General features: G+C 45.5%; 19 protein-coding genes. 15 read left to right on the top strand and 4 right to left on the bottom strand.

Annotation, left to right across the window (positions count from 1 at the left end):
- Positions 1 to 274: 274 nt before the first annotated feature.
- Both mgtE and B3R91_RS01060 read right to left on the bottom strand, forming a co-directional pair.
- Positions 275 to 1,678, bottom strand: coding sequence for a magnesium transporter (gene mgtE / locus B3R91_RS01065; protein WP_286795941.1), 1,404 nt, complete (start codon positions 1,676 to 1,678; stop codon positions 275 to 277).
- 94 nt (positions 1,679 to 1,772) lie between these two features.
- The gene (locus tag B3R91_RS01060; protein ID WP_286795939.1) at positions 1,773 to 3,806 is read right to left on the bottom strand and encodes a UvrD-helicase domain-containing protein; all 2,034 of its coding nucleotides are present in this window, start codon (positions 3,804 to 3,806) and stop codon (positions 1,773 to 1,775) included.
- A 943-nt stretch (positions 3,807 to 4,749) separates the two neighbouring features.
- On the opposite strand from B3R91_RS01060, the gene ndhC reads away from it, so the two are divergent.
- From ndhC to B3R91_RS00990, 14 genes are all read left to right on the top strand, one after another.
- On the top strand, positions 4,750 to 5,361 hold the full coding sequence (ndhC, locus tag B3R91_RS01055; RefSeq protein WP_102077400.1) for an NADH-quinone oxidoreductase subunit A: 612 nt from the start codon (positions 4,750 to 4,752) through the stop codon (positions 5,359 to 5,361).
- Between the two features lie 125 nt (positions 5,362 to 5,486).
- Positions 5,487 to 6,155 carry a NuoB/complex I 20 kDa subunit family protein gene (locus tag B3R91_RS01050; RefSeq protein WP_068406534.1) on the top strand — a complete coding sequence of 223 codons (669 nt, stop codon included), beginning with the start codon at positions 5,487 to 5,489 and terminating at the stop codon, positions 6,153 to 6,155.
- A 106-nt stretch (positions 6,156 to 6,261) separates the two neighbouring features.
- Positions 6,262 to 8,064 (top strand): NADH-quinone oxidoreductase subunit C/D, encoded by a 1,803-nt coding sequence (nuoC, locus tag B3R91_RS01045; RefSeq protein WP_144297226.1) that lies wholly within the window; start codon positions 6,262 to 6,264, stop codon positions 8,062 to 8,064.
- A gap of 130 nt (positions 8,065 to 8,194) precedes the next feature.
- Complete coding sequence (gene nuoE / locus B3R91_RS01040; protein WP_068406529.1) at positions 8,195 to 8,704, top strand: NADH-quinone oxidoreductase subunit NuoE; 510 nt, start codon at positions 8,195 to 8,197, stop codon at positions 8,702 to 8,704.
- Entirely contained in the window at positions 8,701 to 10,125 is a 1,425-nt protein-coding gene (nuoF, locus tag B3R91_RS01035; protein ID WP_201541871.1) for an NADH-quinone oxidoreductase subunit NuoF, read from the top strand. Before nuoE ends, nuoF begins: the two co-directional genes overlap by 4 nt.
- A gap of 10 nt (positions 10,126 to 10,135) precedes the next feature.
- The gene (gene nuoG, locus B3R91_RS01030; protein WP_286795934.1) at positions 10,136 to 13,222 is read left to right on the top strand and encodes an NADH-quinone oxidoreductase subunit NuoG; all 3,087 of its coding nucleotides are present in this window, start codon (positions 10,136 to 10,138) and stop codon (positions 13,220 to 13,222) included.
- A gap of 49 nt (positions 13,223 to 13,271) precedes the next feature.
- The gene (nuoH, locus tag B3R91_RS01025) at positions 13,272 to 14,267 is read left to right on the top strand and encodes an NADH-quinone oxidoreductase subunit NuoH (protein WP_102077419.1); all 996 of its coding nucleotides are present in this window, start codon (positions 13,272 to 13,274) and stop codon (positions 14,265 to 14,267) included.
- Positions 14,268 to 14,335: 68 nt separating this feature from the next.
- Positions 14,336 to 14,884, top strand: a complete 549-nt coding sequence (gene nuoI, locus B3R91_RS01020; protein WP_068406521.1) for an NADH-quinone oxidoreductase subunit NuoI — start codon at positions 14,336 to 14,338, stop codon at positions 14,882 to 14,884.
- Positions 14,881 to 15,648 (top strand): NADH-quinone oxidoreductase subunit J, encoded by a 768-nt coding sequence (gene nuoJ, locus B3R91_RS01015; protein ID WP_286795931.1) that lies wholly within the window; start codon positions 14,881 to 14,883, stop codon positions 15,646 to 15,648. The genes nuoI and nuoJ overlap by 4 nt, the downstream gene beginning before the upstream one ends.
- A gap of 98 nt (positions 15,649 to 15,746) precedes the next feature.
- Positions 15,747 to 16,055: an NADH-quinone oxidoreductase subunit NuoK gene (nuoK, locus tag B3R91_RS01010; RefSeq protein ID WP_102077418.1), complete on the top strand. Its 309-nt coding sequence runs from the start codon at positions 15,747 to 15,749 to the stop codon at positions 16,053 to 16,055.
- A gap of 4 nt (positions 16,056 to 16,059) precedes the next feature.
- Positions 16,060 to 17,934, top strand: coding sequence for an NADH-quinone oxidoreductase subunit L (nuoL, locus tag B3R91_RS01005; RefSeq protein WP_286795929.1), 1,875 nt, complete (start codon positions 16,060 to 16,062; stop codon positions 17,932 to 17,934).
- Between the two features lies 1 nt (position 17,935).
- Positions 17,936 to 19,564: an NADH-quinone oxidoreductase subunit M gene (gene nuoM / locus B3R91_RS01000; RefSeq protein WP_102077393.1), complete on the top strand. Its 1,629-nt coding sequence runs from the start codon at positions 17,936 to 17,938 to the stop codon at positions 19,562 to 19,564.
- Positions 19,565 to 19,567: 3 nt separating this feature from the next.
- Positions 19,568 to 21,046: an NADH-quinone oxidoreductase subunit N gene (locus tag B3R91_RS00995; protein ID WP_286795926.1), complete on the top strand. Its 1,479-nt coding sequence runs from the start codon at positions 19,568 to 19,570 to the stop codon at positions 21,044 to 21,046.
- A 201-nt stretch (positions 21,047 to 21,247) separates the two neighbouring features.
- Positions 21,248 to 22,099, top strand: a complete 852-nt coding sequence (locus B3R91_RS00990) for a ferredoxin--NADP reductase (RefSeq protein ID WP_286795924.1) — start codon at positions 21,248 to 21,250, stop codon at positions 22,097 to 22,099.
- 135 nt (positions 22,100 to 22,234) lie between these two features.
- On the opposite strand, the gene B3R91_RS00985 is transcribed toward B3R91_RS00990, so the two are convergent.
- Entirely contained in the window at positions 22,235 to 23,014 is a 780-nt protein-coding gene (locus B3R91_RS00985) for a hypothetical protein (protein WP_156508516.1), read from the bottom strand.
- 550 nt (positions 23,015 to 23,564) lie between these two features.
- Here B3R91_RS00985 and B3R91_RS00980 point away from each other — a divergent pair.
- Positions 23,565 to 24,482 (top strand): energy transducer TonB, encoded by a 918-nt coding sequence (locus tag B3R91_RS00980; RefSeq protein WP_227514963.1) that lies wholly within the window; start codon positions 23,565 to 23,567, stop codon positions 24,480 to 24,482.
- Positions 24,483 to 24,541: 59 nt separating this feature from the next.
- Here the strand turns inward: B3R91_RS00980 and B3R91_RS00975 are convergent, their stop codons facing one another.
- Entirely contained in the window at positions 24,542 to 25,510 is a 969-nt protein-coding gene (locus B3R91_RS00975) for an IS4 family transposase (protein WP_286795943.1), read from the bottom strand.
- Between the last annotated feature and the right edge of the window lie 225 nt (positions 25,511 to 25,735).

The raw sequence follows: 25,735 nt of genomic DNA, 5'->3' as shown, positions 1-25,735 counted from the left end.
ACTTCATGTGTTAATCTAAGAAATATAATAAATACGCCAATCTCAACTTATCGTAGGCTTTTGATTTTTATAGAATTTAAAATTCTAATTGTTTTAACTGAAATTTTAAAAACTACGTAAACCAATACCTTAGAAAAATAAGTTGAGAGTGGGGTAATAAACACTAGGCGAAATTCACCTCCACCCTAATGTCGGGTGGAGTCCTCTTTCGCTTTTAGATAGATATAGCTGCTGATTTTTAACTTTTGTTTTTCAACTTTTCATGGGCGGTCGACTAAAGAATCAGCACGCTTGCCAAGCCCAAAAACGACATAAAGCCGACAATGTCAGTCACGGTGGTTAGGATAACCGAGGCAGATAGCGCAGGATCAATATTCATGCGTTTGAGCATGAGCGGAATACTAATACCCGACACGTTGGCGGCGGTCATGTTAATCGCGATGGCAAGACCAATAACGGCGCTGATTTTAATATCATGAAACCACAATTGGGCAATAATCGCCATGATTATCGCCCATATGATACCGTTTATCGCGCCAACCCACAGCTCTTTATTTAATAACCACAAGCGATTTGAGCCACCAATTTGACCCATTGCCATCCCGCGAATGACTACCGTCAAGGTCTGCGAGCCTGCAATGCCGCCCATACTAGCAACCACAGGCATGAGTATCGCCAGCGCCACAACCTTTGCTAGCACCGCTTCAAACTGTCCAATGACTGCAGCGGCCAATAGCGCGGTAAATAAATTAATACCGAGCCAAACACTACGGCTTTTGGCGCTGGTTAAAATTGGGGCAAACAACTCTTCATCTTGGCTAACACCGGCAAGGTTTTTCATGGTGCTATCGACATCATCTTGGATAATCTCCATGATGTCCTCGCCATTTAACTGACCGACCAGCTCGCCATAGCTGTTAGTGACAGGGGCGAAGCGGATGTCTTCTGAACGGAAAATCGCTGCGGCATCTTGAATGTCTAGGCGATCATTAACGGTGATGGCATTATGAATCAAATCAGCCACCAACATCGTTTGATCATGTTTAATCAAATCCGCCAAACTGAGCAGGCCAAGCAATTGCTGGCTTTGATCAACGACAAGCAGCTCTTTACTTTCCTCATCGAGTAAATCGGCATTTTCGCGTAGCCAGTTTTGTACTTCAGCAAGCGAGATATCCTCTCTGACTTGGATAAGCTCAGGGTCCATATAACTGCCGACTTCCCAGTCTTCATAGGTATCGAGCTTATTGACCTGCACACGGATGTCTTCATCCAAGGTCGCCATCACCGAGGTACGCACACTTTCGGTGACGGTATCTAAAATCTCTGAGATGTCCTGCGCATCAAGGTCTTGGGTAAACAGCGAGATTTCTTTTGAAGAAACGTTTTCAAGCAGCGGTTGGCGGGTATCAAACTCAAGCTCTGCAAGCACTTCACCTTTGATGTCTTCTGGCACTTGCGCCCAAATCAATAAGCGATTTTGACTAGGAAAGGACTCGAGTAAGCTGGCAATCTCGTATTCTGATTGCTTTTCTAAAAACTCGGTAATCGCCTCGTACGCTTTATCAGCAACCAGCTCCTGCAAATACAGCAGCTTATATTCGCCGCTAGACTCTGCTGGATTGTAGTCGCCTTGTCGTGTCGTTGGTCGTTCAGGATTCGGCGTCGAGGTGGGCATAAAGGTTCCAAGTTTTTTTAAAAGGTATAAATATAAAAATGACGCTTAGCGCTTATTTTAAGCGCTCAAAGCATGAGGTTTTTAAGTTTTAAACTTAACGATTTCCCAGTAAGGCGCGAATATTGGCCAAGTATTCATCAGCAACTTTTTCAGGGTCTTTGCTGGCTTTTTTCTTTTTCGCTTTGGCTGGCCAGTCGATATGATCTTCTGGGAGCTCATCTAAAAACCGTGATTCAGAGGTGACGCGCATTTGTCCGCCAGCGCGGCGCTGGGTGGCAAGCGTTAATGTCAGCTCACGGCGAGCACGGGTAATACCCACATACATTAAGCGCCGCTCTTCTTCAACGGTTTCGCTTAAGATAGAGTTGCGGTGCGGCAGCAGCTCTTCTTCAAGCCCCATGATATAAACATAATCAAATTCCAAACCTTTTGCCGCGTGCAAGGTCATGAGATTCACTTTATTGGTATTTTCTTCTTCTTGCTGCTGCTCGAGCATATCCAGTAAAACTAGCTTGCGAATAATGGTATCAATGGTGCGGTCTTCATCTTCCTCAGCGCGATTGATCAGCGATTGAATACTGGTATACAGCATATCAATATTATCGATACGGTTTTTTTCTTGTTGCGGAGTTTTAGCATCGCTACGCACAGAGTCGATATAGCCAGTTTCATCAATCATCTGTCGCACAATAGGCACAGGGTCGGGGTGCTGATCGAGCTCGCGGGTATAGTGCTCGATAAAGTCGCCAAACTCTTTTAGCGTACCATAGGCTTTTGACGGCAATACGTGAGCAAGACCAGCGTGAGTACAAGAAGCGAGTAGCGAAATACTATGCTCTTGGGCAAATAAACCTAGCTTTTCAAGGGTAGCGGGTCCCATGCCGCGCTTAGGCGTATTGATAATCCTTAAAAACGCGCTGTCATCTTCTGGGTTTAAAATTAAGCGCAGATAACCCATGATGTCTTTAATTTCGCTACGGGCAAAAAACGATTGACCGCCCGATAATTTATACGGCACTTGCAACTGACGCAGCTGCGCCTCAAGCATGCGCGCCTGAAAGTTACTGCGATAAAGAACGGCGTACTGCTCCCACTCATTGCCAAAGCGCAGTTTATGGGTGACGATTTCTTTTGCCACGCGCTCGGACTCATCGTCATCACTACGGCAGTTAATAATGCGAATTTTTTCGCCTTGACCTTTATCTGACCACAGTTTCTTTTCAAATAAATGCTCGTTATTGGTAATAACAGCGTTAGCAGAGGTCAAAATACGCGTGGTCGAGCGGTAATTTTGCTCAAGCATGACGATTTTTAATTTCGGGAAATCTTCTTTGAGCAGCGCCATATTTTCAGGCTTGGCGCCGCGCCAGGCATAGATAGATTGGTCGTCATCACCTACGACGGTAAAGCGCCCTTGTGGTCCGACCAGATATTTAATCATCTCATACTGGGCGGTATTGGTATCTTGATACTCATCGACCAATAAATAACGAATACGGTTTTGCCATTTATCGCGCAGCTCAGCGTTTTCACGTAAGATTTTGGTCGGCAGTACAATCAAATCATCAAAATCAACGGCATTATAAGCCCGCAAGTTACGCTCGTATAAGGCATAAAGCGTCGCAAAAATCATATCTTCTGGGTCGTCTAAGGTTTCCATCGCCTTATCCGGCTCAATCAAATCATTTTTCCAATCAGAAATCATTTTTATCGCTTTGCCAACCAGCTCACGGCTTTCGGCGCCGCTTAAATTGTCACGCATCATCAGCTCCATTAAGAGTCGCTTGCTGTCATCGCTGTCCATGATGGAAAAGTTGCCTTTCAATGGCGTATGAATCAGCTCGTAACGCAAAAACTGCAAGCCAAATTGGTGAAAGGTCGATACCGTCAGACCGCGAGTTTTTTCACTTGGCAGCAATTTACTGACCCGCGCTTTCATCTCACGCGCCGCTTTGTTGGTAAAGGTCACCGCGGTGATACGCTCGGCTGGCATGTTGCATTCTTCGATGAGATAAGCGATTTTACGGGTAATCACCGAGGTTTTACCGGAGCCAGCCCCAGCCAATACCAATAAAGGTCCTGAGACATAAAGCATGGCTTCTTGTTGTTTGGGATTAAGTTGACTCATAAGATGACCTGTAAGACAAAAGCAAAAAAGAAGATAAAACGAATAACGGATAGTAGCATCGTTGACGAAAGTCGTTGTTAAGCAAAATATGATAAAAGGCTGCGATGCTTGGGATACAACGATGATTTTAATCAAACGCTGATTTTATTAAGATGATAATAATAAAAATCATAACGTCAATAAGGATGGTATTTTTAATAAAGACGATATTTTCGGTAAAGTACACCCAATAATAAAGGGTAACAAAATGTGTGTTCAAATAACGCCAAAGCGTCAAAATGAGGTGGGCTATTATAAAGCAAAAATCCTGTCTTTGGGCGAGGAGTTGGTAGCGGGTTTTGAGTTAAAAAAGTGTTTGCTTTGCGCAGCTTACACTATATATAGCAGCGTCCACATAAAAATTCAGATTCGCACGTAATATAAGGTAACGTCTATAACATAGTTTATGGTAAAAAAAACATATTTTTTTTGCAGATAAAATGACCATTCAATGCAGTTAAAAACTAGCTTTTGATTGCCGATATGCGTATAGTACGTAAATAATTTATGCCAGTTGTCACGTCATTGTTGACCACGTGTATGAGCTATTAAATCAATTAAGTACGCCAATAAATACGATATTGATTTAATACGTTGATCTTACGTTGTTAAAAGATGCGTTGGGCGACCAGCCTTTTATCCGCGTGCATGCCGGAATATCTATAGTTGGTCATGTCTGACATCGTCGTCAATAAGCTTGATAATTGGTTATTACCAGCACAGTAGCTATAATAGTCATGGGTTTATCACAGTCCTTGAGTTGTTTAAATATATTTGCTCAAAAATGAGTCAATGACAGCTACTTTGTGTTTTCGTCTGCGTTATGCTTATCGCCATTACCACCATCATTTGTGAGTATTCGCGGTGCGCTTGACACTCGATTGGGTGAGGAGCACGTATTATCATGTCTGCTTTTAATTGGTCAGCAATTGCTTTTATTTTAGCCGCCATTGGGCTAGTTGTCTTTATGCTGGTCGTTCCGCGCTTGCTTGGCGGTCGCTCTCAGGGCACACAAAAAGAAGAGATATTTGAAGCGGGTGTTGTCGGAGCTGGCAATGCCCGCATTCGTTTGTCTGCAAAATTCTATTTGGTGGCGATTTTCTTTGTGATTTTCGATTTAGAAGCGCTTTATCTTTATGCGTATGCCGTTTCAGTGCGCGAAGCCGGCTGGTTAGGGTTTGCTGCCGCCGCCATCTTTATCACAATCTTAATCATCGGTCTGATATATGAGCTGAGTCTGGGCGCGATGAACTGGGCACCAGCGGATAAACGCCGTAAACAAGCGCGTCTATATGCGGCGCCAGCCGGTTTTAATTTGGCCGACATCACCAAGTTTGATGGCGTTGATGAGCTGATGGTTGACCCAACAGGCAAGATACCGGCGCAGTCTTCAGGGCAAATTAATGTCTCAAACAATATCGAGACCAATCGTCGCCATTTACAAAATATCGATCATATTAATACCACGGGTAATGTGACGTCAGTGGATTTTGCCACTGCTGCACAACAAGACTAGCTTTAAGTTCATTGCTTATAGCAGTCTTGTTTACACCTAAATGGTCATTTATTTAATAATAGAAGTTATGGCGCTAGTGATGATAAATACTTGTCACGCAGCGCTTAAAATAAAGGTTGTATGTTATGAAATACACATTAACAAAAGCCAACCCTGATGCAGATATCTATCCTGCACAGACCAGTCAAACGGTCAATGACCCTATCGAAGAAGAAGTCAATAAAAACGTCTTTATGGGTCGTCTTGAAGACCTTGTCCATTCAACAGCAAACTGGGGGCGCAAGCACTCACTATGGCCATTTAACTTTGGTACCTCTTGCTGTTATGTCGAATATGCCACCACCTTAACCGCCGTACACGATTTGTCACGTTTTGGTGCCGAAGTCATTCGCGCCTCGCCCCGTCAGGCAGACGTAATGATTGTTGCTGGTACTTGCTTTGTGAAAATGGCACCGGTTATTCAGCGCCTTTATGAGCAAATGCTTGAGCCAAAATGGGTCATATCGATGGGCGCGTGTGCCAACTCGGGCGGTATGTATGATATCTACTCAGTGGTGCAAGGCGTCGATAAAATCATTCCTGTCGATGTTTATGTGCCGGGTTGTCCGCCGCGTCCAGAAGCTTTGATTCAAGGTTTGATGCTGCTGCAAGAATCGATTACTAAAGAACGCCGTCCGCTAGGTATTCATGTTAATGAGCAGGGCATTTATCAGCCGCAAATGACGCCTGAGCGTGACCGTAAGCAAGCGGACCGTATCGCGGTGAAAAACTTGCGTAGCCCAGACAGTATCTAGTTTATTAGCTCAATTGTTCATAATTCTTAGAAGTGCGCGTACGCTTATCACAGCTCGGTTATGATTGACATAGCTGGGTTATGATTAATGAAGGAAGACATCATTCATGGTCACGGTAGTTGAAAACATCGATCCTAATAACATGGATCCTAACAACAGGGATAAGATCAAACCTGTACCAGCAGTTATCAAAGAGCTGGAAGAAAAATATGCTGGTAAGTTTGTTGTGCAGCACACGGTGGATGAGATTCCAACGGTGTGGGTGGCGCGTGCCGACTTATTAGACGTCTTATTATACCTGCGTAAATTGCCAAAACCTTACGTTATGCTCTTTGACTTATCCGCGATAGATGAGCGCTTGCGTCAACATCGTCAAGGTTTGCCAGACAGTGATTTTACGGTGTTTTACCACTTGATGTCGCTTGAGCGTAATAGCGATGTGCGTATCAAAGTCGCCCTAAGCGAGGAAGATCTCAACGTACCAAGCGCGACCAAAATTTGGCCAAATGCCAACTGGTATGAGCGCGAAGTCTGGGACATGTTCGGCATTGTCTTCAGTGGCCATCCACATTTAACGCGTATCTTATTACCTAAATATTGGGAAGGTCATCCACTGCGTAAAGAATATCATGCGCGCGCGACAGAATTTACCCCGTATTTTTTAAATAACGCCAAGCAACAATATGAGCAAGAAAACCTGCGTTTTGTTCCAGAAGAATGGGGCATGAAACGCTCGGGTCGTGATGAAGACTTTATGTTCTTGAACATTGGTCCTAACCATCCATCAGCGCATGGTGCATTCCGTTTAGTACTACAGCTTGACGGTGAAGAAGTCGTCGACTGTATTCCTGATATTGGTTATCACCATCGCGGCGCCGAAAAAATGGCTGAGCGTCAAACTTGGCATTCTTATATTCCTTATACCGACCGTATTGATTACCTCGGCGGTGTGATGAATGAGCTACCGTATATTATGTCGGTTGAAAAGCTTGCTGGGATTACGGTGCCGCCGCGCGCTGAAACCATCCGTGTGATGATGAGTGAGTTTTTCCGTATTACCAATAACTTGCTATTCGTCGGTACCTTTATTCAAGATGCCGGTGGTATGACGCCGGTATTCTATATGTTTACCGATCGCCAAAAAGCTTATGACGTCATCGAGGCGGTGACTGGCTACCGTATGCATCCTGCTTGGTTCCGTATCGGCGGTACGGCACACGACTTACCGCGCGGTTGGCAGCGTTTGGTTCGTGAGTTCCTAGATTGGATGCCAAAACGTTTAGATGAATACGTAAAAGCAGCATTGCAAAATAGTGTGTTAAAAGGTCGTACCCAAGGCGTTGCCCAGTACAATACCAAGCAAGCATTGGCTTGGGGCGTGACTGGCGCAGGTTTACGTGCCACAGGTTTAGATTTTGATTTGCGTAAAGCGCGTCCGTATATGGGCTATGAGAATTACGACTTTGAGATTCCAGTCGGTTATAACGGCGATGCTTATGATCGCTGTATGGTAAAAATCGAGGAGATGCGCCAGTCGCTACGTATCATCCGTCAATGTATGGATAATATGCCGCAAGGTCCTTATAAGGCAGATCATCCATTGGCCGTACCACCGCCGAAAGACCGTACCTTAAACGATATCGAGACTTTGATTAACCACTTTATCTCGGTTTCTTGGGGTCCTGTGATGCCAGCGGGTGAGTGCACCACGATTGTGGAAGCCACCAAAGGCTTAAACAGTTATTACATCACCTCAGATAAAGCGACGATGAGCTATCGTACTCGTATCCGTACGCCGACATTTGCGCATCTGCAGCAAATGCCATCGGTGATTAATGGCTCGTTGGTCTCTGATGCCATTATGTATTTGGCCTCGATTGATATCGTCATGGCCGATTGTGACCGTTAAGTGCTAGATGTTAAATATTAAAAGTAAGACTCGTTTTATTAATATGTTATCGCCAGACTGGCACACCAAAACGCTGTTGCTGCGCCAAGCGCTATATACACAGTGGGCTGAGTGAGGAAAGAAGAAGATTATGAGAATTGTTTCCGATAAAATGCCAAAAGTAGATGTGGCAAGTATCTTAACCGCAGAAGAGATTGCGGCTATCCATGAGTTTATGCATCATTATCCCCATCCGCGAGCAGCGTCTTTAGATGCCCTAAAAATCGTACAAAAGCGTAACGGCTGGGTCGATGATGCGCAAGTTAATGCCATCGCTAATATTTTAAATATCCCTGTGACCGACATGGATGGGGTGGCAACTTTCTTTAACCGTATCTATCGTCAGCCGGTCGGTCGCAATGTCATCCTTATTTGCGATTCGGTCGCTTGTTATTTAACGGGCTACGAAGCGCTGGCGGCTGAATTAAAAGCGCAGCTGGGCATCGACTATGGTCAAACCACCGCTGACAACCGCTTTACGCTATTGCCGATTTGCTGTTTGGGCAACTGTGACAAAGGTCCTTCTGTGTTAATCAATGAAGACACCTATGGTCCTGTGCAGCCCACTGAAGTCGCCCAGTTGTTGGAGCTATACGCATGAGTTTAACCATTTCAGAGCAGATTGCTCGTCGCGGTCAAGGCAAAGCGCCAAGCCAATTAAATGACCAGCGCATTCCTGTTTATGGCGACAAAGCAACCGCTACCAGTGAAACCAAACCGCTAACATGGCGCCTTGCCCATCACGATGCGGTATTGGACTTAGCCACTTATGAATCGCTACGCGGTTTTGAAGCCTTAAAAATGGCTTTAAACCAATCACCAGCCGATACTCTAAATACCATTAAAGAAGCAGTGGTCAAAGGTCGCGGCGGTGCAGGTTTCCCAGCTGGTATCAAATGGTCGCTGATGGCGCCACCCGATGGCGGTCCACGTTATCTCGTATGTAATGCCGATGAGATGGAACCGGGTACTTTTAAAGATCGTCTCTTAATGGAGCGTCTACCGCTACAACTTATCGAAGGTATGTTGATTTCTGCCTACGCGATTGGGGCAACGGCCGGTTATATCTTTATTCGCGGTGAATATATCTTAGCAGCAGAGCGTCTAACGGCGGCGCTTGAAGAATTGCGTGCCAATAACTTGGTTGGCGATAATATCTTAGGCTCAGACTTTAGCTTTGATTTGCACGTTCATACCGGCGCTGGTCGTTATATTTGCGGCGAAGAAACCGCTTTGATTAACTGCCTAGAAGGTCGCCGTGCCAATCCACGTACTAAGCCGCCGTTTCCACAAGTGGCAGGTGCATGGGGACGTCCGACCGTCGTTAATAATGTTGAAACTTTGCATAACGTTTCAGCGATTATTTTGCACGGCAGTAAATGGTATCAAGACTTACCAAAAGCCAAAGGCGTGGTCGAAACCCCAGGCACCAAGCTATTTGGTTGTTCAGGTTTGGTCAATGATCCTGGTCTATGGGAACTACCCTTCGGCTATACGGCGCGCGAAATTATCGAAGATTTTGCTGGCGGTATGCAAGAAGGTAAAAAGCTTAAAGCATGGCTGCCGGGCGGCGCATCAACCGACTTTTTAACCGCTGATCATTTAGATACCGTTGTCGATTTTGACACCATTCAAAAAGCTGGTAGCCGTATGGGTACTGGGCTAATCATGGTCGTCGATGAAGAACAAGACATGGTGCCATTACTACGCAACCTTGAGATTTTCTTCCAGCGTGAATCGTGCGGTTGGTGTACGCCATGCCGTGATGGTCTACCGTGGGGCGTTAAATTGCTCACCGCTATTAACGACGGTCAAGGTCAAATCGGTGACGTTGAGAAGTTAGAAGGCTTAACCCGTGACTTGTGGATCGGTAAAACCTTCTGCGCCCATGCGCCGGGTGCGATGGAGCCACTGATGAGTGCAATTAAATATTTCCGTCCTGAGTTTGATCAAAAAATTGCGCAGGCGGTTGGCGAAGATGTCATTGAGGCTGCAGCTCATCAACAGCCAGAAGTGAAATAAGGAGAGCGGCATGGCAGTCATACATATTGATGGAACCACTGTCGAAGTAGATAGCAGCGACAACTTGCTCCAAGCCTGTTTGTCACTTGGCATTGATGTGCCGTATTTTTGTTATCACCCAGCCCTTGGCTCAGCAGGTGCTTGTCGTCAGTGCGCGGTTAAGCAATATCAAAATAAAGAAGATATGGAAGCGGGTCGCGGGCGCTTGGTGATGTCCTGTATGGTCGCCCCTAGCGATGATATGTACATCTCGGTCACCGACGATGAAGCCAAAGCCTTTCGTAAGTCGATGGTTGAGCTGTTGATGGTCAACCATCCGCACGACTGTCCAACTTGTGAAGAGGGCGGACATTGTCATTTGCAGGACATGACCTATATGTCAGGTCATAGCCGTCGTCGCTATCGCTTTACCAAGCGTACTCATCACAATCAAGAGCTTGGACCGTTTATTGCGCATGAAATGAACCGCTGTATTGCTTGTTATCGCTGCGTACGTTTTTATAAAGACTACGCGGGCGGCGAAGATTTGGGCGTCTATGGCTCAAATGAACGCGTGTATTTTGGCCGTGATAAAGACGGTCAGTTCGAAAGCGAGTTTTCAGGCAACCTAACCGAAGTCTGTCCAACCGGTGTATTTACCGATAAAACCCACTCTGAGCGCTATAACCGTAAGTGGGACATGCAATACGCGCCAAGCATTTGTCATGGCTGCTCAGCGGGCTGTAACATCTCAGCGGGCGAGCGTTATGGCGAATTGCGCCGTATCGAAAACCGTTATAACGGTGAAGTAAACCGTTACTTCTTATGTGACCGTGGTCGCTTCGGTTACGGTTATGTCAATCGCGAAGATCGCCCAACACAGGCGCTTGAGCGTATCAATGACAAGCATGTCAAAATCAATATCGATTATGCGCTTGATGAAACCATCAAACGTATCAAAGACAAAAAAGTTATCGGTATTGGCTCACCACGTGCCAGTCTTGAGACTAACTTTGCGCTAAAAAACATGGTTGGCTTTGATAGCTTTTCAACCGGCCTAAACCATCAGCAGCAAGCACTGGTCAATAAATGTATTGAAGTATTAAGCACTGAAGGTATTTATAACCCCGGTATGGCTGATATCGAAAGCCATGACGCGGTATTGGTATTGGGTGAAGATATTACCCAAACCTCATCGCGTGTGGCGCTATCGATTCGTCAAGCGGCGAAAAACGAAGCCATCAAAATGGCAGCAGCGACCAAAACCCAATCTTGGCTGGCTGAGCCCGTTAAACGTATTGGACAAGGCGTGCAAAGTCCGGTCTATATCATCGATGTTATCCAAACCAAACTAGAAGATATCAGTAAAGTCAGCGTCGTTGCGACACCAGAAGATATTACCAAGCTTGGTTTTAAAGTCGCCGATGCGATTGCTAATCTTGCAGATGATTTAGCGCAAATAGCAGACGCGCAACGTGTTCAACAAGATGCTGATGAAGCGTCTGACCCAATGCAAGCGCTAGCCCAGCAAATCGCGTATGATTTAATCCAAGCTGGTAAACCTTTGGTGGTCTCGGGAACTAGTTTATCATCGATTGCTTTGATAGAAGCAGCGGCGCAAATCACCCAAGCGCTGACCCAAAAGCGTGCGGCGATTAAAGCCGCTGAGCAGCAGCAGGTCGAAGCGCATAACGCTAAGGTCGAAGCTGCTGAAGCACAAGCAGCAACGGCGCAGCAAAGCGAAGACAAAGACTTATCTGCTAAACCAAATAAACCAGAGACTGGCGTTGATACCGAAGCGCAAGACGATGTCGAGCGCGAGCCTGCAACCAAGCTTGAGCTCAAAGAGGTTAATAAAAACTATCACGCGCAAGCGGGTATTTATTTGGCGGTTCCCGATGCCAATAGTATTGGCGTTTGTATGCTTGGTGGTCAATCGGTTGAAGAGTTATTAGCGACCGATTTTGATGTGGTCATCGTGGCCGAAAACCAATTAACCGATGCCATTGATGCGCATAAGTTAACCCAGCTATTGGCGGATAAAACCGTTATTGCCCTTGACCATCAATTGCTTGATTGGCATAAAGACGTCGATATCGTCTTGCCAGCCGCAAGCTTCGCAGAAGCAGATGGTACGCTTATCTCTGCTGAAGGTCGTGCACAGCGCTTCTTCCAAGTTTATGATAACGAATACTATCATCCAATGAGCAGTATCAAAGAAGGCTGGCGCTGGTTGCATGCAGTTCATAGCAGCTTGGAAGATCGTGATGTCGATTGGACGCTGCTTGATGACGTTATCAATGCTCTAATCGCTACCCATCCTAAGCTTGCGGGTATTAAAGACGCCGCTCCTGACGCTGATTACCGCATGACTGGTCTAAAAATTGCCCGTCAGCCGCGTCGCTACTCAGGTCGTACCTCGATGCGTGCGCCCGTATCTGTGCATGAGCCGATGCAACCAAAAGATTTGGATACCGGCTTAACCTTCTCAATGGAAGGTTATAGCGGTAAGCAGACGCCAAGCTCGATGATTCCTTTTGCCAGTGCGGCCGGTTGGAACTCACCGCAAGCGTGGAATAAATACCAAGATAAAGTTGGTGGTAGCCTGAGAAATGGCGATCCGGGCGTCCGTTTATTTGATCGCTTAGAGCGCCTTGCTACGCGCCAATATGTCGCGCCAGAAGCTACTTCAGCAACAACGACAGATATGCAGCAAGGACAAGCCAAACTGGTGCCAATTTATAACCTGTATGCCAGCTCGATGATGGCATCACGTAGCGCGGTGGTTGCTGAGCAATTGCCGCTCGCTACGTGGCGCGTCGGTATCGATGATGCCAAAGCATGGGGTCTTGCAGCGGGTGATTACCTAGCGATTGAGATTGATAAACAGCAAATTACCTTACCCGTTGAGCTCGTTGGTTACTTAGCAGAAGGCTGTATCGGCTATCCGGTTGGGCAGGTGAGTATTATCCATCCGTCCATGCCAGCGTCAGTACGCAAAGTCGATGCGCCGGTGACGATGATGGGCAGTATGGCAACTGATAATGCTGTCACAGCCAACAACAATAACCGCGCCACGCCAGTAAATAGCGCGCCGACCACCACACAGGAGGTGTAATTTGCAAGTTACCCGTATTATCCCTGATGTGCCAAGCTTTTTGGCTGGTATGATGACCTTTGATACCTGGTCGATACTTTTTATGGTCGTGCAGGCGCTGGTTATCTTTTTAGTGGTGGTTATCGTGGCGGCGTTGATGATTGTTTATGAGCGCCGCATGCTAGCGCTTTGGCAAGACCGTTACGGTCCGAACCGTGTGGGTCCGTTTGGCTCATTGCAACTGGTTGCTGATATGCTCAAAATCTTCTTTAAAGAAGATTGGACGCCAAACTTTACCGATAAGTTTATGTTTACCTTGGCACCAGCGGTTGCCATGTTTACTGCGTTGGCATCCTTTGCCATTATTCCTGTCTCGCCAACCCTTGGGGTAGCTGATTGGGATATCGGTATTTTGTTTTTCTTTGCCATGGCAGGTATCGCAGTTTATGCGGTGATGTTCGGTGGTTGGGCGTCTGCCAATAAGTTCTCACTACTCGGCGGCTTACGTTCAGCAGCACAAACCATCAGTTATGAAGTTTTCTTAGGCTTATCATTGATGGGTGTGGTTGCACTAACGGGCTCATTTAACCTACGTGAAATTGTTGAATCGCAAATTGACGGCTGGTATATCATTCCGCAATTCTTTGGCTTTTTAACCTTTGTTGTCGCTGGTGTTGCTGTCACCCATAGACATCCATTTGACCAACCAGAAGCCGAGCAAGAGCTTGCTGAAGGGTATCATGTCGAATATTCGGGCATGAAGTTTGGTATGTTTTTTATCGGCGAATATGTCAACGTCGTGCTGATTTCTGCCTTGATGACCTGTTTGTTTTTTGGCGGTTGGCTTGCGCCGTTTAATTTAGATATTCCTTTTATTCCACCAGCTTTTTGGTTCATGATTAAAACGCTATTCTTTATGACCATGTTTATTTTGGCTCGAGGCTCACTCATGCGTCCGCGCTATGATCAGGTGATGAACTTTGGCTGGAAAATCTGCCTGCCGGTAACTTTGATTAATCTCTTGGTGACTGCCGCAGTGATTTTGATTTTTTCCCCAACGTTATAGTCATTACTAGTAGCCATTACTAGCCATTACTGATGAACTAGGGTAAAGCTGATAAGGATAATAATCCCATGTTTACTACGATAAAAAAGACCGTCATTGGTATGTTTACCATTGTCCGCAGTATGTGGATGGTCAATAGTCATGCAATCAGGCCGCGCGACACCATTCTTTATCCAGAAGAGCCGGTGCCAGTACCGCCACGCTTTCGTGGCCGTATTGTGTTGACGCGTGACCCTGATGGTGATGAGCGCTGCGTGGCTTGTAACTTATGTGCCGTAGCCTGTCCGGTTGCCTGTATCTCTTTGCAAAAAGCCGAGCGTGAAGATGGTCGCTGGTATCCAGAATTTTTCCGCATTAACTTTTCACGTTGTATCTTTTGCGGTTTGTGTGAAGAAGCCTGTCCGACGACGGCGATTCAGATGACGCCTGATTTTGAGATGGGCGAATATGTCCGTCAAGACTTGGTTTATGAAAAAGAGCATTTGCTGATTTCTGGACCGGGTAAATATCCCGATTATAACTATTATCGCGTGACGGGTATGGCGGTAGCAGATAAACCAAAAGGCGCAGCGCAAAATGAAGCGGCACCGATTGATCTAAGGAGCTTGCTACCATGATGAATATCTTAAACAGTCCTGAATTGGCAGGGTTTTATGCGCTGGCAGCGGTGGCAATATTTGCCAGCTTGCGCGTGGTGACCCTCGCCAATCCAGTGCATGCTATTTTATCGATGATTGTGTCGTTATTGGCCATCTCAGGTATTTTCTTTGTGTTAGGTGCGCCGTTTGCTGGTGCGCTTGAAATTGTTGTTTATGCCGGTGCCATTATGGTGCTGTTTGTATTCGTCATTATGATGCTAAACCTTGGCATGAGTAATGATGAGCGTGAAGAAAGCTGGCTTGATGCGGGCACTTGGGCGGTACCGACGGGGTTAACTATTATCATCGCGGTTGTGCTATATGCGTTGATAGGTCTTAATCATACCGATACGGCAATGATTGGTGGTACGACCATTTCAGCTAAAGCCGTCGGTACGGTGCTATTTACCAAATACGTTATGTTGGTAGAAGTGGCAGCATTGCTATTATTAGCTGCCTTGGTGGCTGCTTATCATTTGGGTAAAGAGTCTAGTGATGATGAGATTATCAGTCACGACGCTCAAGGCTATGATAAAGGACATAATAACAAAGCAAGCCAAGCGTCTAATCCAAATGTCGCTAGTATCAAACATTATGATGATAATGGCATGCCGATTGATATTGAGGCGCTAAACAGAGCTGAACCATACGAATATAAAGAGGTTGACCCGCTTGACTATGTCGGTATGAATGTCGGTAAGCAAGCGGATATACAACAAGTCACGCGCAAGGAGTCAGACTGATGGTACTAGCAGCGAGCGTGGCACAGGAGGTTGTAAATGTGCCGTTTGCCCACGAGGTAGCAGGCTTTGTGCAGCCTGCTACTGAGGCGCAAAATGTACTGGGTATGATACCCATGAGCCATGGATTGATTTTGGCCGGTATATTATTTGCAATCGGTCTGTGCGGTGTCATGGTACGGCGTAATCTCTTATTTATGCTAATGAGCCTTGAAATCATGATGAATGCGACGGCTTTGGCATTTGTGGTCGCCGGTAGCCGCTGGGTCGATCCAGATGGACAGATAATGTTTATCTTTATTTTGACACTAGCAGCAGCAGAGGCAGCCATTGGTTTGGCAATATTATTGCGGTTTTACCATCAGCGTGGGCATCTCGATGTCGATAGCGCCAATGAGATGAAAGGATGATGTCATGAGTTTATTACCATTAACCTTTATATTCCCGCTCGTTGGCTTTTTGATTTTAGCCTTTATGCGCGACAACTTAAGCGAGCAGGTGGCAGCGATTGTTGGTGTCGGTAGCATGCTGCTATCAGCGCTATGCACGCTGGTAGTTAGCTATACCTTTTTGACCAGTAATCCTGCCGGTACAGTCATCGAGATTCCGCTATGGACGTGGTTTCAAGTTGGGGATTTCGCGCCAAGTTTTGGCTTAAGCTTTGATGGCTTGGCATTGACGATGACGGGTGTTATTACCGGTATCGGCTTTTTGATTCATCTGTTTGCCGCCTGGTATATGAAAGGCGAAACAGGCTTTGCGCGCTTCTTTAGCTATATGAACTTATTCGTCGCCAGCATGTTATTGCTGGTATTGGCGGATAACTTGTTCTTACTTTATCTTGGCTGGGAAGGCGTCGGTATCTGTTCTTACTTGCTGATTGGTTTTTATTATCAAGACCGCGCTAATGGTCGGGCAGCGATTAAAGCCTTTACCGTCACCCGCGTTGGTGATGTGTTCTTAGCCTTTGGTTTGTTTTTATTATTCCGCGAATTTGGCACCCTTAATATTCAAGAAATTATTACCCGTGCGCCGGAAATCTTTGATATTAATAACCCAACGATGATTTTGACCACCATGATGCTCGTTGGTGGTGCGATGGGTAAATCAGCGCAGCTACCACTACATACGTGGCTTGCTGATGCGATGGCAGGTCCAACGCCTGTATCGGCTTTGATTCACGCAGCGACGATGGTTACTGCGGGTGTTTATCTGATTGCGCGTCTACATCCATTATTTCTCCTCACACCGGGCGTATTGTTGTACTGGGTTGGGGCAGTGGGTGCATTGACGCTCGTCGTTGCTGGATTTTGTGCGCTGGTACAAACTGATATTAAACGTATCCTTGCTTATTCGACCATGAGCCAAATTGGCTATATGTTCTTAGCACTCGGCGTCGGTGCATGGCAAGGAGCTATTTTCCACTTGATGACGCATGCTTTCTTTAAAGCCTTGCTATTTTTATCATCAGGTGCGGTCATACTTGCGGTACATCATGAACAAAATATCTTTAAGATGGGCGGCTTACGCAAAAAGATACCGCTAGTATTTTGGTGCTATATCGTCGGTGGCGGTGCGCTTGCAGCGATTCCTTGGGTCACCGTTGGTTTTTATTCTAAAGAAGCGATTTTGTGGGAAAGTTACGCAACCGGTCATCAAGTCCTATTCTATATGGGCGTATTCGGTGCCTTCTTAACCGCGCTTTATACCTTCCGTATGATTTGGATTATCTTCTTTGGTGAAGAAAAAACCCACGCGCATAAACTATCTGGTGTGTCATATTGGCTGCCATTGACGGTGCTACTGGTATTATCAACTGCCGTTGGTGCGTGGATTACGCCGCCACTACAAGGCGTGTTACCAGAAAGCGTTGGGCATTTATTAGAAGTGGCTGGTCAAGCGCATGACAAACATACGGCGGAATATATCGCCATGGGCGCTATGCTTGCAGGCTTAATTCTCGCAGCACTGTTATATGTCGCCGATAAAGGTCGCATGCTGACTCGCTTTAAGCGTACCTCTATAGGCGCAGCGTTATATCATTGGTGCTATCACGGTATGGGCTTTGATGCGCTATACGATATAGTTTTTGTAAAACCCTTTTTGTTCATCGGCCGCTTATTTAAAGCCGACCCTATCGATAAAACGTGGCTTATTTTGCCGAAACTGGCTTCTGCTGGTAATAAGGTATTGTCTGCGACGCAAACAGGGTCACTTCGAGGTTACGCTGCAAGCTTTGGCTTAGGCGTGGCTGTGCTGTTGGTGCTGGTAATGATGACGGTGGTATAAGATGATAGAGTTACAACAAACGTGGATGCTACCAGCATTAATCGCAATTCCTTTTATCGCAGGGTTGCTATGTTGGTTGGTCGAACGCTTTAATAAACGTCTACCGCGCTGGATTGCTCTAATCGGTATGACGTTGACCTTTGCTTTGTCACTGGTATTGTGGCAATACGGCGATTATAGCGGCATGAGTAAGCAAGTGATTGCGCCTCAGGCAAACGTGCCATGGGTTGCAGAATTCATGGTGCCATGGATACCAAGCTTTGGTATCAGTTTTCATTTAGCGCTAGATGGCTTATCGCTGCTGATGGTTGGCCTAACAGGTCTGCTAGGTATTGCGGCGGTTGCCTGTTCGTGGAATGAGATTCAGCGCCGCGTTGGTTTCTTTCACCTAAACTTGCTATGGAGTTTGGGCGGCGTGATTGGTGTTTTCTTAGCCATTGACCTGTTCTTATTCTTCTTCTTTTGGGAGATGATGCTGGTTCCAATCTACTTCTTGATCGCTATTTGGGGTCATGATGTGGTTGGCGGCAAGACCAAAGAATACGCGGCAACCAAGTTCTTTATTTATACCCAAGCCTCTGGTCTTATCATGCTGGTCGGTATTTTGATATTGGTCATTATCAGCTATGCGCAAAAAGGCGTGGTGAGCTTTAATTATAATGACTTACTCGGCACCTCACTTGGTGGCTGGGAATATCCGATCATGCTGTGCTTCTTTATTGGCTTTGCCGTTAAATTGCCGATTTTCCCTTTTCACGGCTGGCTACCTGACGCCCATGCGCAGGCGCCAACCGCAGGTTCGGTGGATCTGGCAGGGGTTTTGATTAAGACTGCTGCTTATGGTTTGATTCGTTTTGTCATACCGTTATTCCCAGCAGCGTCACAAGATTTTGCGCCGATTGCCATAACCTTGGGTACCATAGGTATCTTTTATGGGGCATGGCTGGCCTTTATGCAAACTGATATGAAGCGCTTACTGGCTTATACCAGTATCTCGCATATGGGTTTTGTGGTCTTGGCCATTTACGCGGGTACTTTAATTAGCTTGCAAGGTTTGATGATTCAGATGCTGGCGCACGGTCTAAGCTCAGCGGCACTGTTTATTATGGCAGGGCAGTTATACGAGCGCTTGCATACGCGCGATTTGACTTTGATGGGCGGTATGTGGGGTCAGTTCCGTTATTATGCACCGATTCTGATGTTCTTTTGTGCCGCTTTACTTGGTATTCCGGGTACCGGTAACTTCATCGGCGAATTCTTGATTTTATTTGGCGCCTTTGCTGATTATCCAGTGTTTGTGGTATTTGCGACCTTTAGCTTGGTATTGGCAGGTTTATACTCGCTTATCTTAATTCACCGTGCCATGTTCGGTAGCAATAATATTAAAGAAGTAGCGTTACGAGAAACCGAAACCCATGGTTTGCCGTCCCGTCCATTAAAAGATTTGGGTAAGCGCGAGCTGTCGTTGCTGCTTATGTTAGCAGCAGGCTTGGTCTGGCTCGGTCTGTATCCACAGCCGTTCCTTGACACTTCAAGTCATGCCATGCAGTGGATTAATAACGCATATATGTACAGTCAAGTGACACAAGTAGACGCATCGCAGCTACTTGATGCAATGGAGGCACGTTAAGTCATGAATGAATTTACGATGAATGATTTGATGGGGCTGATGCCTTATGCGCCAATCATTGCGGTAGTGTTGACTGTATTGGTAGTGATGATTGCCATCACCATTAAACGCTCACATATGGTGATCGGTACCATTTCGGTGGTTGGTTTAAACATAGGGCTGTTTGCCTTGCTTGGGCAAATGGCTGGCATCATCGATAGCGGTACGCTTGTGCCAACAGCTGAGCAGTTGTTTGTGATTGATAACTTTGCCCAGTTTAATATGGTGGTTATCTTAATCTGTGCTTTGGCTTGTTTTACGCTGTCTTATGCCTATCTAGCCGATTTAGATGATCATAAAGAAGAGCTGTATTTGCTCATGCTGCTATCGACTGTCGGTGCGCTCCTCATGGTCAGCGCCCAGCATTTAGCCTCATTCTTTATGAGCCTTGAGATGCTATCGATTCCGTTATACGGCATGCTGGCTTATACCTATATGCGTAAGCGCTCGCTTGAGTCGGGGCTAAAGTATTTGGTGCTCTCAGCCACGGCATCAGCAACGCTGCTGATGGGGATGGCGTTTATTTATGCAGAAGTGGGTTCGCTTGCTTTTAAGCCTATCAGTATGACGTTGGTCGATCTCTTTGAGTCGCCACTATTAATCGTCGGTACGGCGATGATGATGTTTGGTATTGCTTTTAAACTGTCTGCCGCGCCATTTCACATATGGACGCCAGATGTGTACGAAGGCGCACCAGCACCTGTCGCTACTTATTTGGCATCGGTCACCAAAGTGGCGATGATGGCGCTTGCCGTTCGCTTCTTAATTGATACGTCGCTATTGGCGCTGCCATCAGTACAGATGCTGCTCATGGTTATGGCAACCTTGTCGATACTAGTGGGTAACTTATTAGCGGTACGTCAGACCAGCCTTAAGCGCCTGCTTGGTTACTCGTCGATCGCCCATATGGGTTATGTGCTTATCGTGATTGTCAGCATTGGCTCAGCCGCTGATAGTATCTCAAGCATGTATATGGCGATTTATGCCTTTACTTCTATCGGTGCCTTTGGTGTTGTTACTTTGATGTCGAGCCCGTATCGCTTGGCGGGTGAAGCGGATGAATTGACCCATTATCAAGGGCTGTTCTGGCGTCGTCCGGTATTGACCGCGGTTATGACCATTATGATGTTGTCATTGGCAGGTATTCCATTGACCGCAGGCTTTATCACTAAGCTATTTGCGATTCTTGCCGCCGTTCAAGGTACCAACTGGTTCTTGGCTGGCATGATTATCTTGGGTAGTGCTATTGGTCTGTTTTATTACTTGCGTGTCATGCTCACGCTATTTAAACGTCCAAAACAATTTACTGAATTTGACGTCTCAAAGCAGTGGGGCTTGCGTACGGGCGGTATCATGGTTATCGCCGTCACCGCCATCATTCTCTTCTTTGGTATATTGCCGAATAGTATGATTGAATGGGCAAGTTTGGCTCGTATTTGGTAAGTATAAAATGTGAGCAGAGGTTTTCGATATTGATAACCGCTGCTTATTGATAATGACGGTTAGAAAACCAAGATGCGCCAGCTCTGTAATAAGCTTGGCGCATCTTTTTTTTAAAGCCTTTAAAAAGTCAAAAACATAGCCATCTATAACCATAAGCAATTATCAATAATAAATCACAAAAAACGAGGGTGAATCATTATTATGAGTGACAATATTCAAAAAGTAACGGTGCTCAGCAAAACCACGTGGACGCCCAATCTCTTTAGCTTTACCGTCAGTCGTCCTGTTAGTTTTAAATTTACCGCGGGACAGTTTGTACGCTTGGGCGTTAATCCCAGTCAATTAAACTACTATAAGCAGTTGAATGCAGTAGCTGATACTGATGATAAAGAACTGGACAAAACAGTAAATAAAGCGCTAAATGAAGATATTTTCCGCGCGTATTCTATTGTATCGTCACCCTTTGATGAGGTATTAGAATTCTTCTCTATTGTTATCCCTGATGGCGCCTTTACCTCACAGCTACAACACCTAGAAGTCGGCGATGAGCTACTACTCAATACCATGCCGTTTGGCTTTTTAACCTTAGCCCGTTATCAAAAACCGCTGCCAAAAGATTTATGGTTACTAGCAACAGGTACAGGTTTAGCGCCATTTTTATCAATGCTGCAAGACTTAAAAACATGGGAAGACTACGAGCATATCATCCTTGCTTATAGTGCGCGCTCGACAGAAGAGTTGGCTTATATCGAGAAGATTGAAAGCTTACAAGAAGACTTTGGCTCCTTGGTTGATCATCCAGCCAAGTTGATTTTTATACCCATCGTGACTCGTGAAGCTGTCGAAGGGGCTTTGACAGAACGTCTGCCAAAACTCTTATTAGATGGCACGTTGCAAGCGCGCGCTGGCATTGACTTAGACGTCGATAGTACGCACGTGATGCTATGCGGTAACCCAGAAATGGTCGAAGATACTAAAGAGACGTTAAAGAGCTTAGGCTTAGTGATGAATCGCCGCGGCGAGGGCAATATCGCAGTAGAAAACTATTGGTAAGCCTATGATTCCTACAAGTTGATAGAGTCAGTATTCATTAAAAAAGCGCCAATGCTTAAAGATAATCGTCTTTAAGTATTAGCGTTTTTTGTAGGCAGCGTTTGGAAGGTTTGTAATACGTCTATAAAAATAGGCTTATGAAGTAGGTTCTAAACTTGGCTCCGTGGCGTCAGCAATCGGATTGATAGGCCCTTGCATCAATTCAGGTTCATCCTTATCGCTAATGATATCTTCATTGGCATTGCTGGCCAGCAAATCTCGATAATTGATTTGGGTTTTAAGCACCAATTGTTCTTCTTCAAGCTCACCATAATTGACTTGCACTTTATATAAGGTGCTCATTATTTTTTTGTTCTTTTTTAGCCAGCGATTGATATCAAGGTAGATAATCTCTTCTTTGGCACGGGCTATATTGATATAAGACAAGATGAAACCTAAGGGGTCTTTTTTCAGTACGCTATGATAAAACCAAATAAACAGTTTAAGCCCTTGGCGTTTGATAAAGGATTCACAGCGTAGGTTAAGGACATCGGTATAAGTCAGCTGTCCAAAAACAAAGCGCTGGACGTTGCGATCAAGCTGCACATGAACCAAGCTAAAATTACTTGCTACTTCTGCATAAATCCCGCCAACATCAATCGTACAATACAAGCGAAACCAGTCGTCATGTATCTCAACGCGCAGCTCTAAAATGGCTTTGACATTATCGGTGACAAATTTTTGCAGCGCATCGTTGACGTAAATTTGGGCAACCGGCAAGGACAGCTCTTCCTCGAATTTATCCGTGGTTCTGTCATAGATAGTTTTGACGGCTTGGCTAAGACGCTCCCAGCCATCGCTAAAGGACTCGTCAAAACGGTCAGCGATACTGTCAAATAACTCTTCAAAACTGTCTGAATTATCCATATTGTCCATATGCTCGAAATTACTCAAACTTATTATCCTTATAATTATTCATTATTTAATAGCAGGCGCAAAAAGAGTTTATAAAACAGTATATATCAAAATGACAGTAGGCAAAATGGACGTCTACGTTTTGTATCATTGAGCAGTTTGGCTATTTATTATCAAATCTACAAAACCTGTGCGAGGTTACTTTTTAAAAACGCGGATTATTAGGTTAGCAGGGGATAAACCGGCACGTAAACCTGCCTGTAGGTAAGTGATTGATTAAGTAGCGACGGTATACGCTTGTGCTAGCGACGCAATTCTATCTCATGGTATGATAGCGCCGGTATTGGTCGACGAGTGCTTAGTTTACCGAAGAGCGCCTATGACGCCTTGTATCGACCGCCCTTATATAGCCAATTCAATATAAAAGTGGTTCGTTTAAATAGCGCTCTGCTGGAATAAATTTTCCTCGCTTGCTGTGCGCTTCGCACTCCAGAGGCTTCGCAAAATTTATTCCAGCAGTCCTATAACATTTCTAAATGGAATCTACTATATTCATCAGCTGAGACCCACTGTGACTTCGATTAAAGACTCGCAAAGCTATCATTTTTCAGCGCAAGCGCCCAAGCGCGATATCAGTTTGCCGATGGCGGCGGTGATAGCCGTCAGTGTTCATGCGCTGATTATTTTTGGCATTAGTTTTTCGCTGGGGCAAGACCCTGCTGGCATGATGCAGGACGTTGCAAAAGCTTTGACCGAGAATATGCAGCCAAATGAAGATGCGCAGTTTATTGCCAATGCGTCCCAACAAGGCGGCGGCACGGTGCAAGAGCAAATACGCCAAGAAACCGACCAGAGTAGTCCGGTGGCAGCCGAGCAAATGAGTGAGACACAAGATGTGATTGACTTGCAGCGTCAAGTTCGGCAGCAGCGCTATCAAGAAAGCTATCTACGTACCACTCTCAGCTGGCGTCAAGCGAGCGTCGAGTCTGATAATGACAGCAAGCAAGAGCAAGATGATATGAAGGCGCAAGAAGAGCGTCTGCGTAAACAAATCGCGACTTTAGAGGCGCAGCTGTCACAGCGGCAACAGCTGTATGCGACCAAATCAAAAGTCGTGACCGTCGATAGTAACTCGACCACCCGCGGCGCCGCTGCCGATTATATCAACACTTTTCGTGAGCACGTTGAGCGCGTCGGGAATCTGCAATATCCTGCGCAAGCGCGCGCCCAAGGTATCACCGGCGAGGTACGTTTGATGGTGATTATCAGCAATGATGGCAATATTAAAGCCATTCGTTTACTTGAGAGCTCAAACTCGACGATACTAGATGAGGCGGCCAAGCAGTCGGTCAGACAAGCGGCGCCCTTTGGTAAATTTACCGAAGATATGAATGATATTGTTGAGCTGCGTCTGATACGTACCTATCGTTACAGTGATAGAGTAGACGTCACCTATCTAAAAGCGAAAGAGGACTCCACCCGACATTAGGGTGGAGGTGAATTTCGCCTAGTGTTTATTATATTTTTACTCTGCACACGACAAAAAAATCATCCCCACCCGATTTTCATAGGTTTAGGGGTTAAAAAGCTAACTAACTGTCGAAATACAGTCTTATCATTGTTAAAGAACACCAAGTGAAGGCCCTCAATCAACACATCCAGGCCAAGCGCAAACAAACTGGCTTGAGGTCGAGCGTTTGACTTTAACTTGCGCTTTAACGGCTTATCTTTGTCATTATAAATACCGACATGATAAGCCCAACAAAATGCTAAGGCGTTCACTGCGACTAATTTACTGACCCGATCAAGATGGGTTAAGTGGGTATCTTCAAGATTAAAGCCACGGCCCTTTAGACAAGCAAATAAAGTCTCAATCTCCCAACGCTTAGCATAGCTTGTCATCGCATCCACTGTTTCTAGTTGATTGGTGGCCACAATCACTAAACCATAGTCTTTATCACGCTTGGCAAATACTCGAACCAAACAACCATCGACAGTCAGTATTCGTCCATGTCGATATGTTTCTTGATGGCTAACATGGCGTAATAACTCTTTAATCTGTACCAACTTGCCATGATGATTCTTAACTTTACTGTTCTTCTTAATCCGTATGGCAAAGGGTATGTGATTATTGGTGAGCCAGTTAAACCATTTTTCGCCAACAAACTCTCTGTCTGCTACTATCATCTCAAGGTTATCTTTGCCAAATTGTTTGATAAACCGCTCAATAAGTTCACAGCGTTCAAGATGGTTTGTATTACCTCGCTTATCTAGCATTTGCCAGTATAAGGGGATGGCTATCCCTTTATATACCACCCCTAGCATAAAGATGTTGAGGTTACTTTTACCCCATTTCCAGTTGGTGCGGTCAATGGTTAAGGTGACTTTGCCTAGCCCAAATAGTCGATATATCATTAAAGCCAGTTGATCGTAGTCTATCCTCGCTTCGGCAAAAAATCGCTGTAGTCTGCGATAGTGACTGTCGGTCTTGCCACCCTTAGGAAGGTGTCTTGCTATTTTTTTTAAGATTACTGCTTTGAGCAGTAATCAGGGCTATTATCATTAGGCTCAAACAATTGATTCTTGCCTTGTTCATGCTCAGGTTTTGGGTTAAAGTCTCACTAAGTCTGTTAAAGTTTGGCATGGTCTGATTCGTCTTAAAAATTACTATTATGCCTTTGCTTTAACAGACTTTTTTGTTTTTTTTGTCGTGTGCAGAGATATTTTTATACAAATTAGCTA

Origin of the sequence: Psychrobacter sp. UBA6291 (genome assembly GCF_002439405.1) — a bacterium.
Lineage (GTDB): Bacteria > Pseudomonadota > Gammaproteobacteria > Pseudomonadales > Moraxellaceae > Psychrobacter > Psychrobacter faecalis.
The sequence above is the reverse complement of the archived record's forward strand: the minus strand, read 5'-3'. Positions and strand labels throughout refer to the sequence as shown.

Bases quoted from the DNA above. Each gene is read 5' to 3' on its own strand.
- mgtE (WP_286795941.1), bottom strand. From the start codon at position 1,678: ATGCCCACCTCGACGCCGAATCCTGAACGACCAACGACACGACAAGGC.
- B3R91_RS00995 (WP_286795926.1), top strand. From the start codon at position 19,568: ATGAATGAATTTACGATGAATGATTTGATGGGGCTGATGCCTTATGCG.
- nuoI (WP_068406521.1), top strand. From the start codon at position 14,336: ATGTTTACTACGATAAAAAAGACCGTCATTGGTATGTTTACCATTGTC.
- nuoC (WP_144297226.1), top strand. From the start codon at position 6,262: ATGGTCACGGTAGTTGAAAACATCGATCCTAATAACATGGATCCTAAC.
- nuoJ (WP_286795931.1), top strand. From the start codon at position 14,881: ATGATGAATATCTTAAACAGTCCTGAATTGGCAGGGTTTTATGCGCTG.
- nuoG (WP_286795934.1), top strand. From the start codon at position 10,136: ATGGCAGTCATACATATTGATGGAACCACTGTCGAAGTAGATAGCAGC.
- nuoL (WP_286795929.1), top strand. From the start codon at position 16,060: ATGAGTTTATTACCATTAACCTTTATATTCCCGCTCGTTGGCTTTTTG.
- nuoH (WP_102077419.1), top strand. From the start codon at position 13,272: ATGATGACCTTTGATACCTGGTCGATACTTTTTATGGTCGTGCAGGCG.
- nuoM (WP_102077393.1), top strand. From the start codon at position 17,936: ATGATAGAGTTACAACAAACGTGGATGCTACCAGCATTAATCGCAATT.
- B3R91_RS01060 (WP_286795939.1), bottom strand. From the start codon at position 3,806: ATGAGTCAACTTAATCCCAAACAACAAGAAGCCATGCTTTATGTCTCA.
- nuoE (WP_068406529.1), top strand. From the start codon at position 8,195: ATGAGAATTGTTTCCGATAAAATGCCAAAAGTAGATGTGGCAAGTATC.
- ndhC (WP_102077400.1), top strand. From the start codon at position 4,750: ATGTCTGCTTTTAATTGGTCAGCAATTGCTTTTATTTTAGCCGCCATT.
- B3R91_RS00985 (WP_156508516.1), bottom strand. From the start codon at position 23,014: ATGGACAATATGGATAATTCAGACAGTTTTGAAGAGTTATTTGACAGT.
- B3R91_RS01050 (WP_068406534.1), top strand. From the start codon at position 5,487: ATGAAATACACATTAACAAAAGCCAACCCTGATGCAGATATCTATCCT.
- B3R91_RS00990 (WP_286795924.1), top strand. From the start codon at position 21,248: ATGAGTGACAATATTCAAAAAGTAACGGTGCTCAGCAAAACCACGTGG.
- nuoF (WP_201541871.1), top strand. From the start codon at position 8,701: ATGAGTTTAACCATTTCAGAGCAGATTGCTCGTCGCGGTCAAGGCAAA.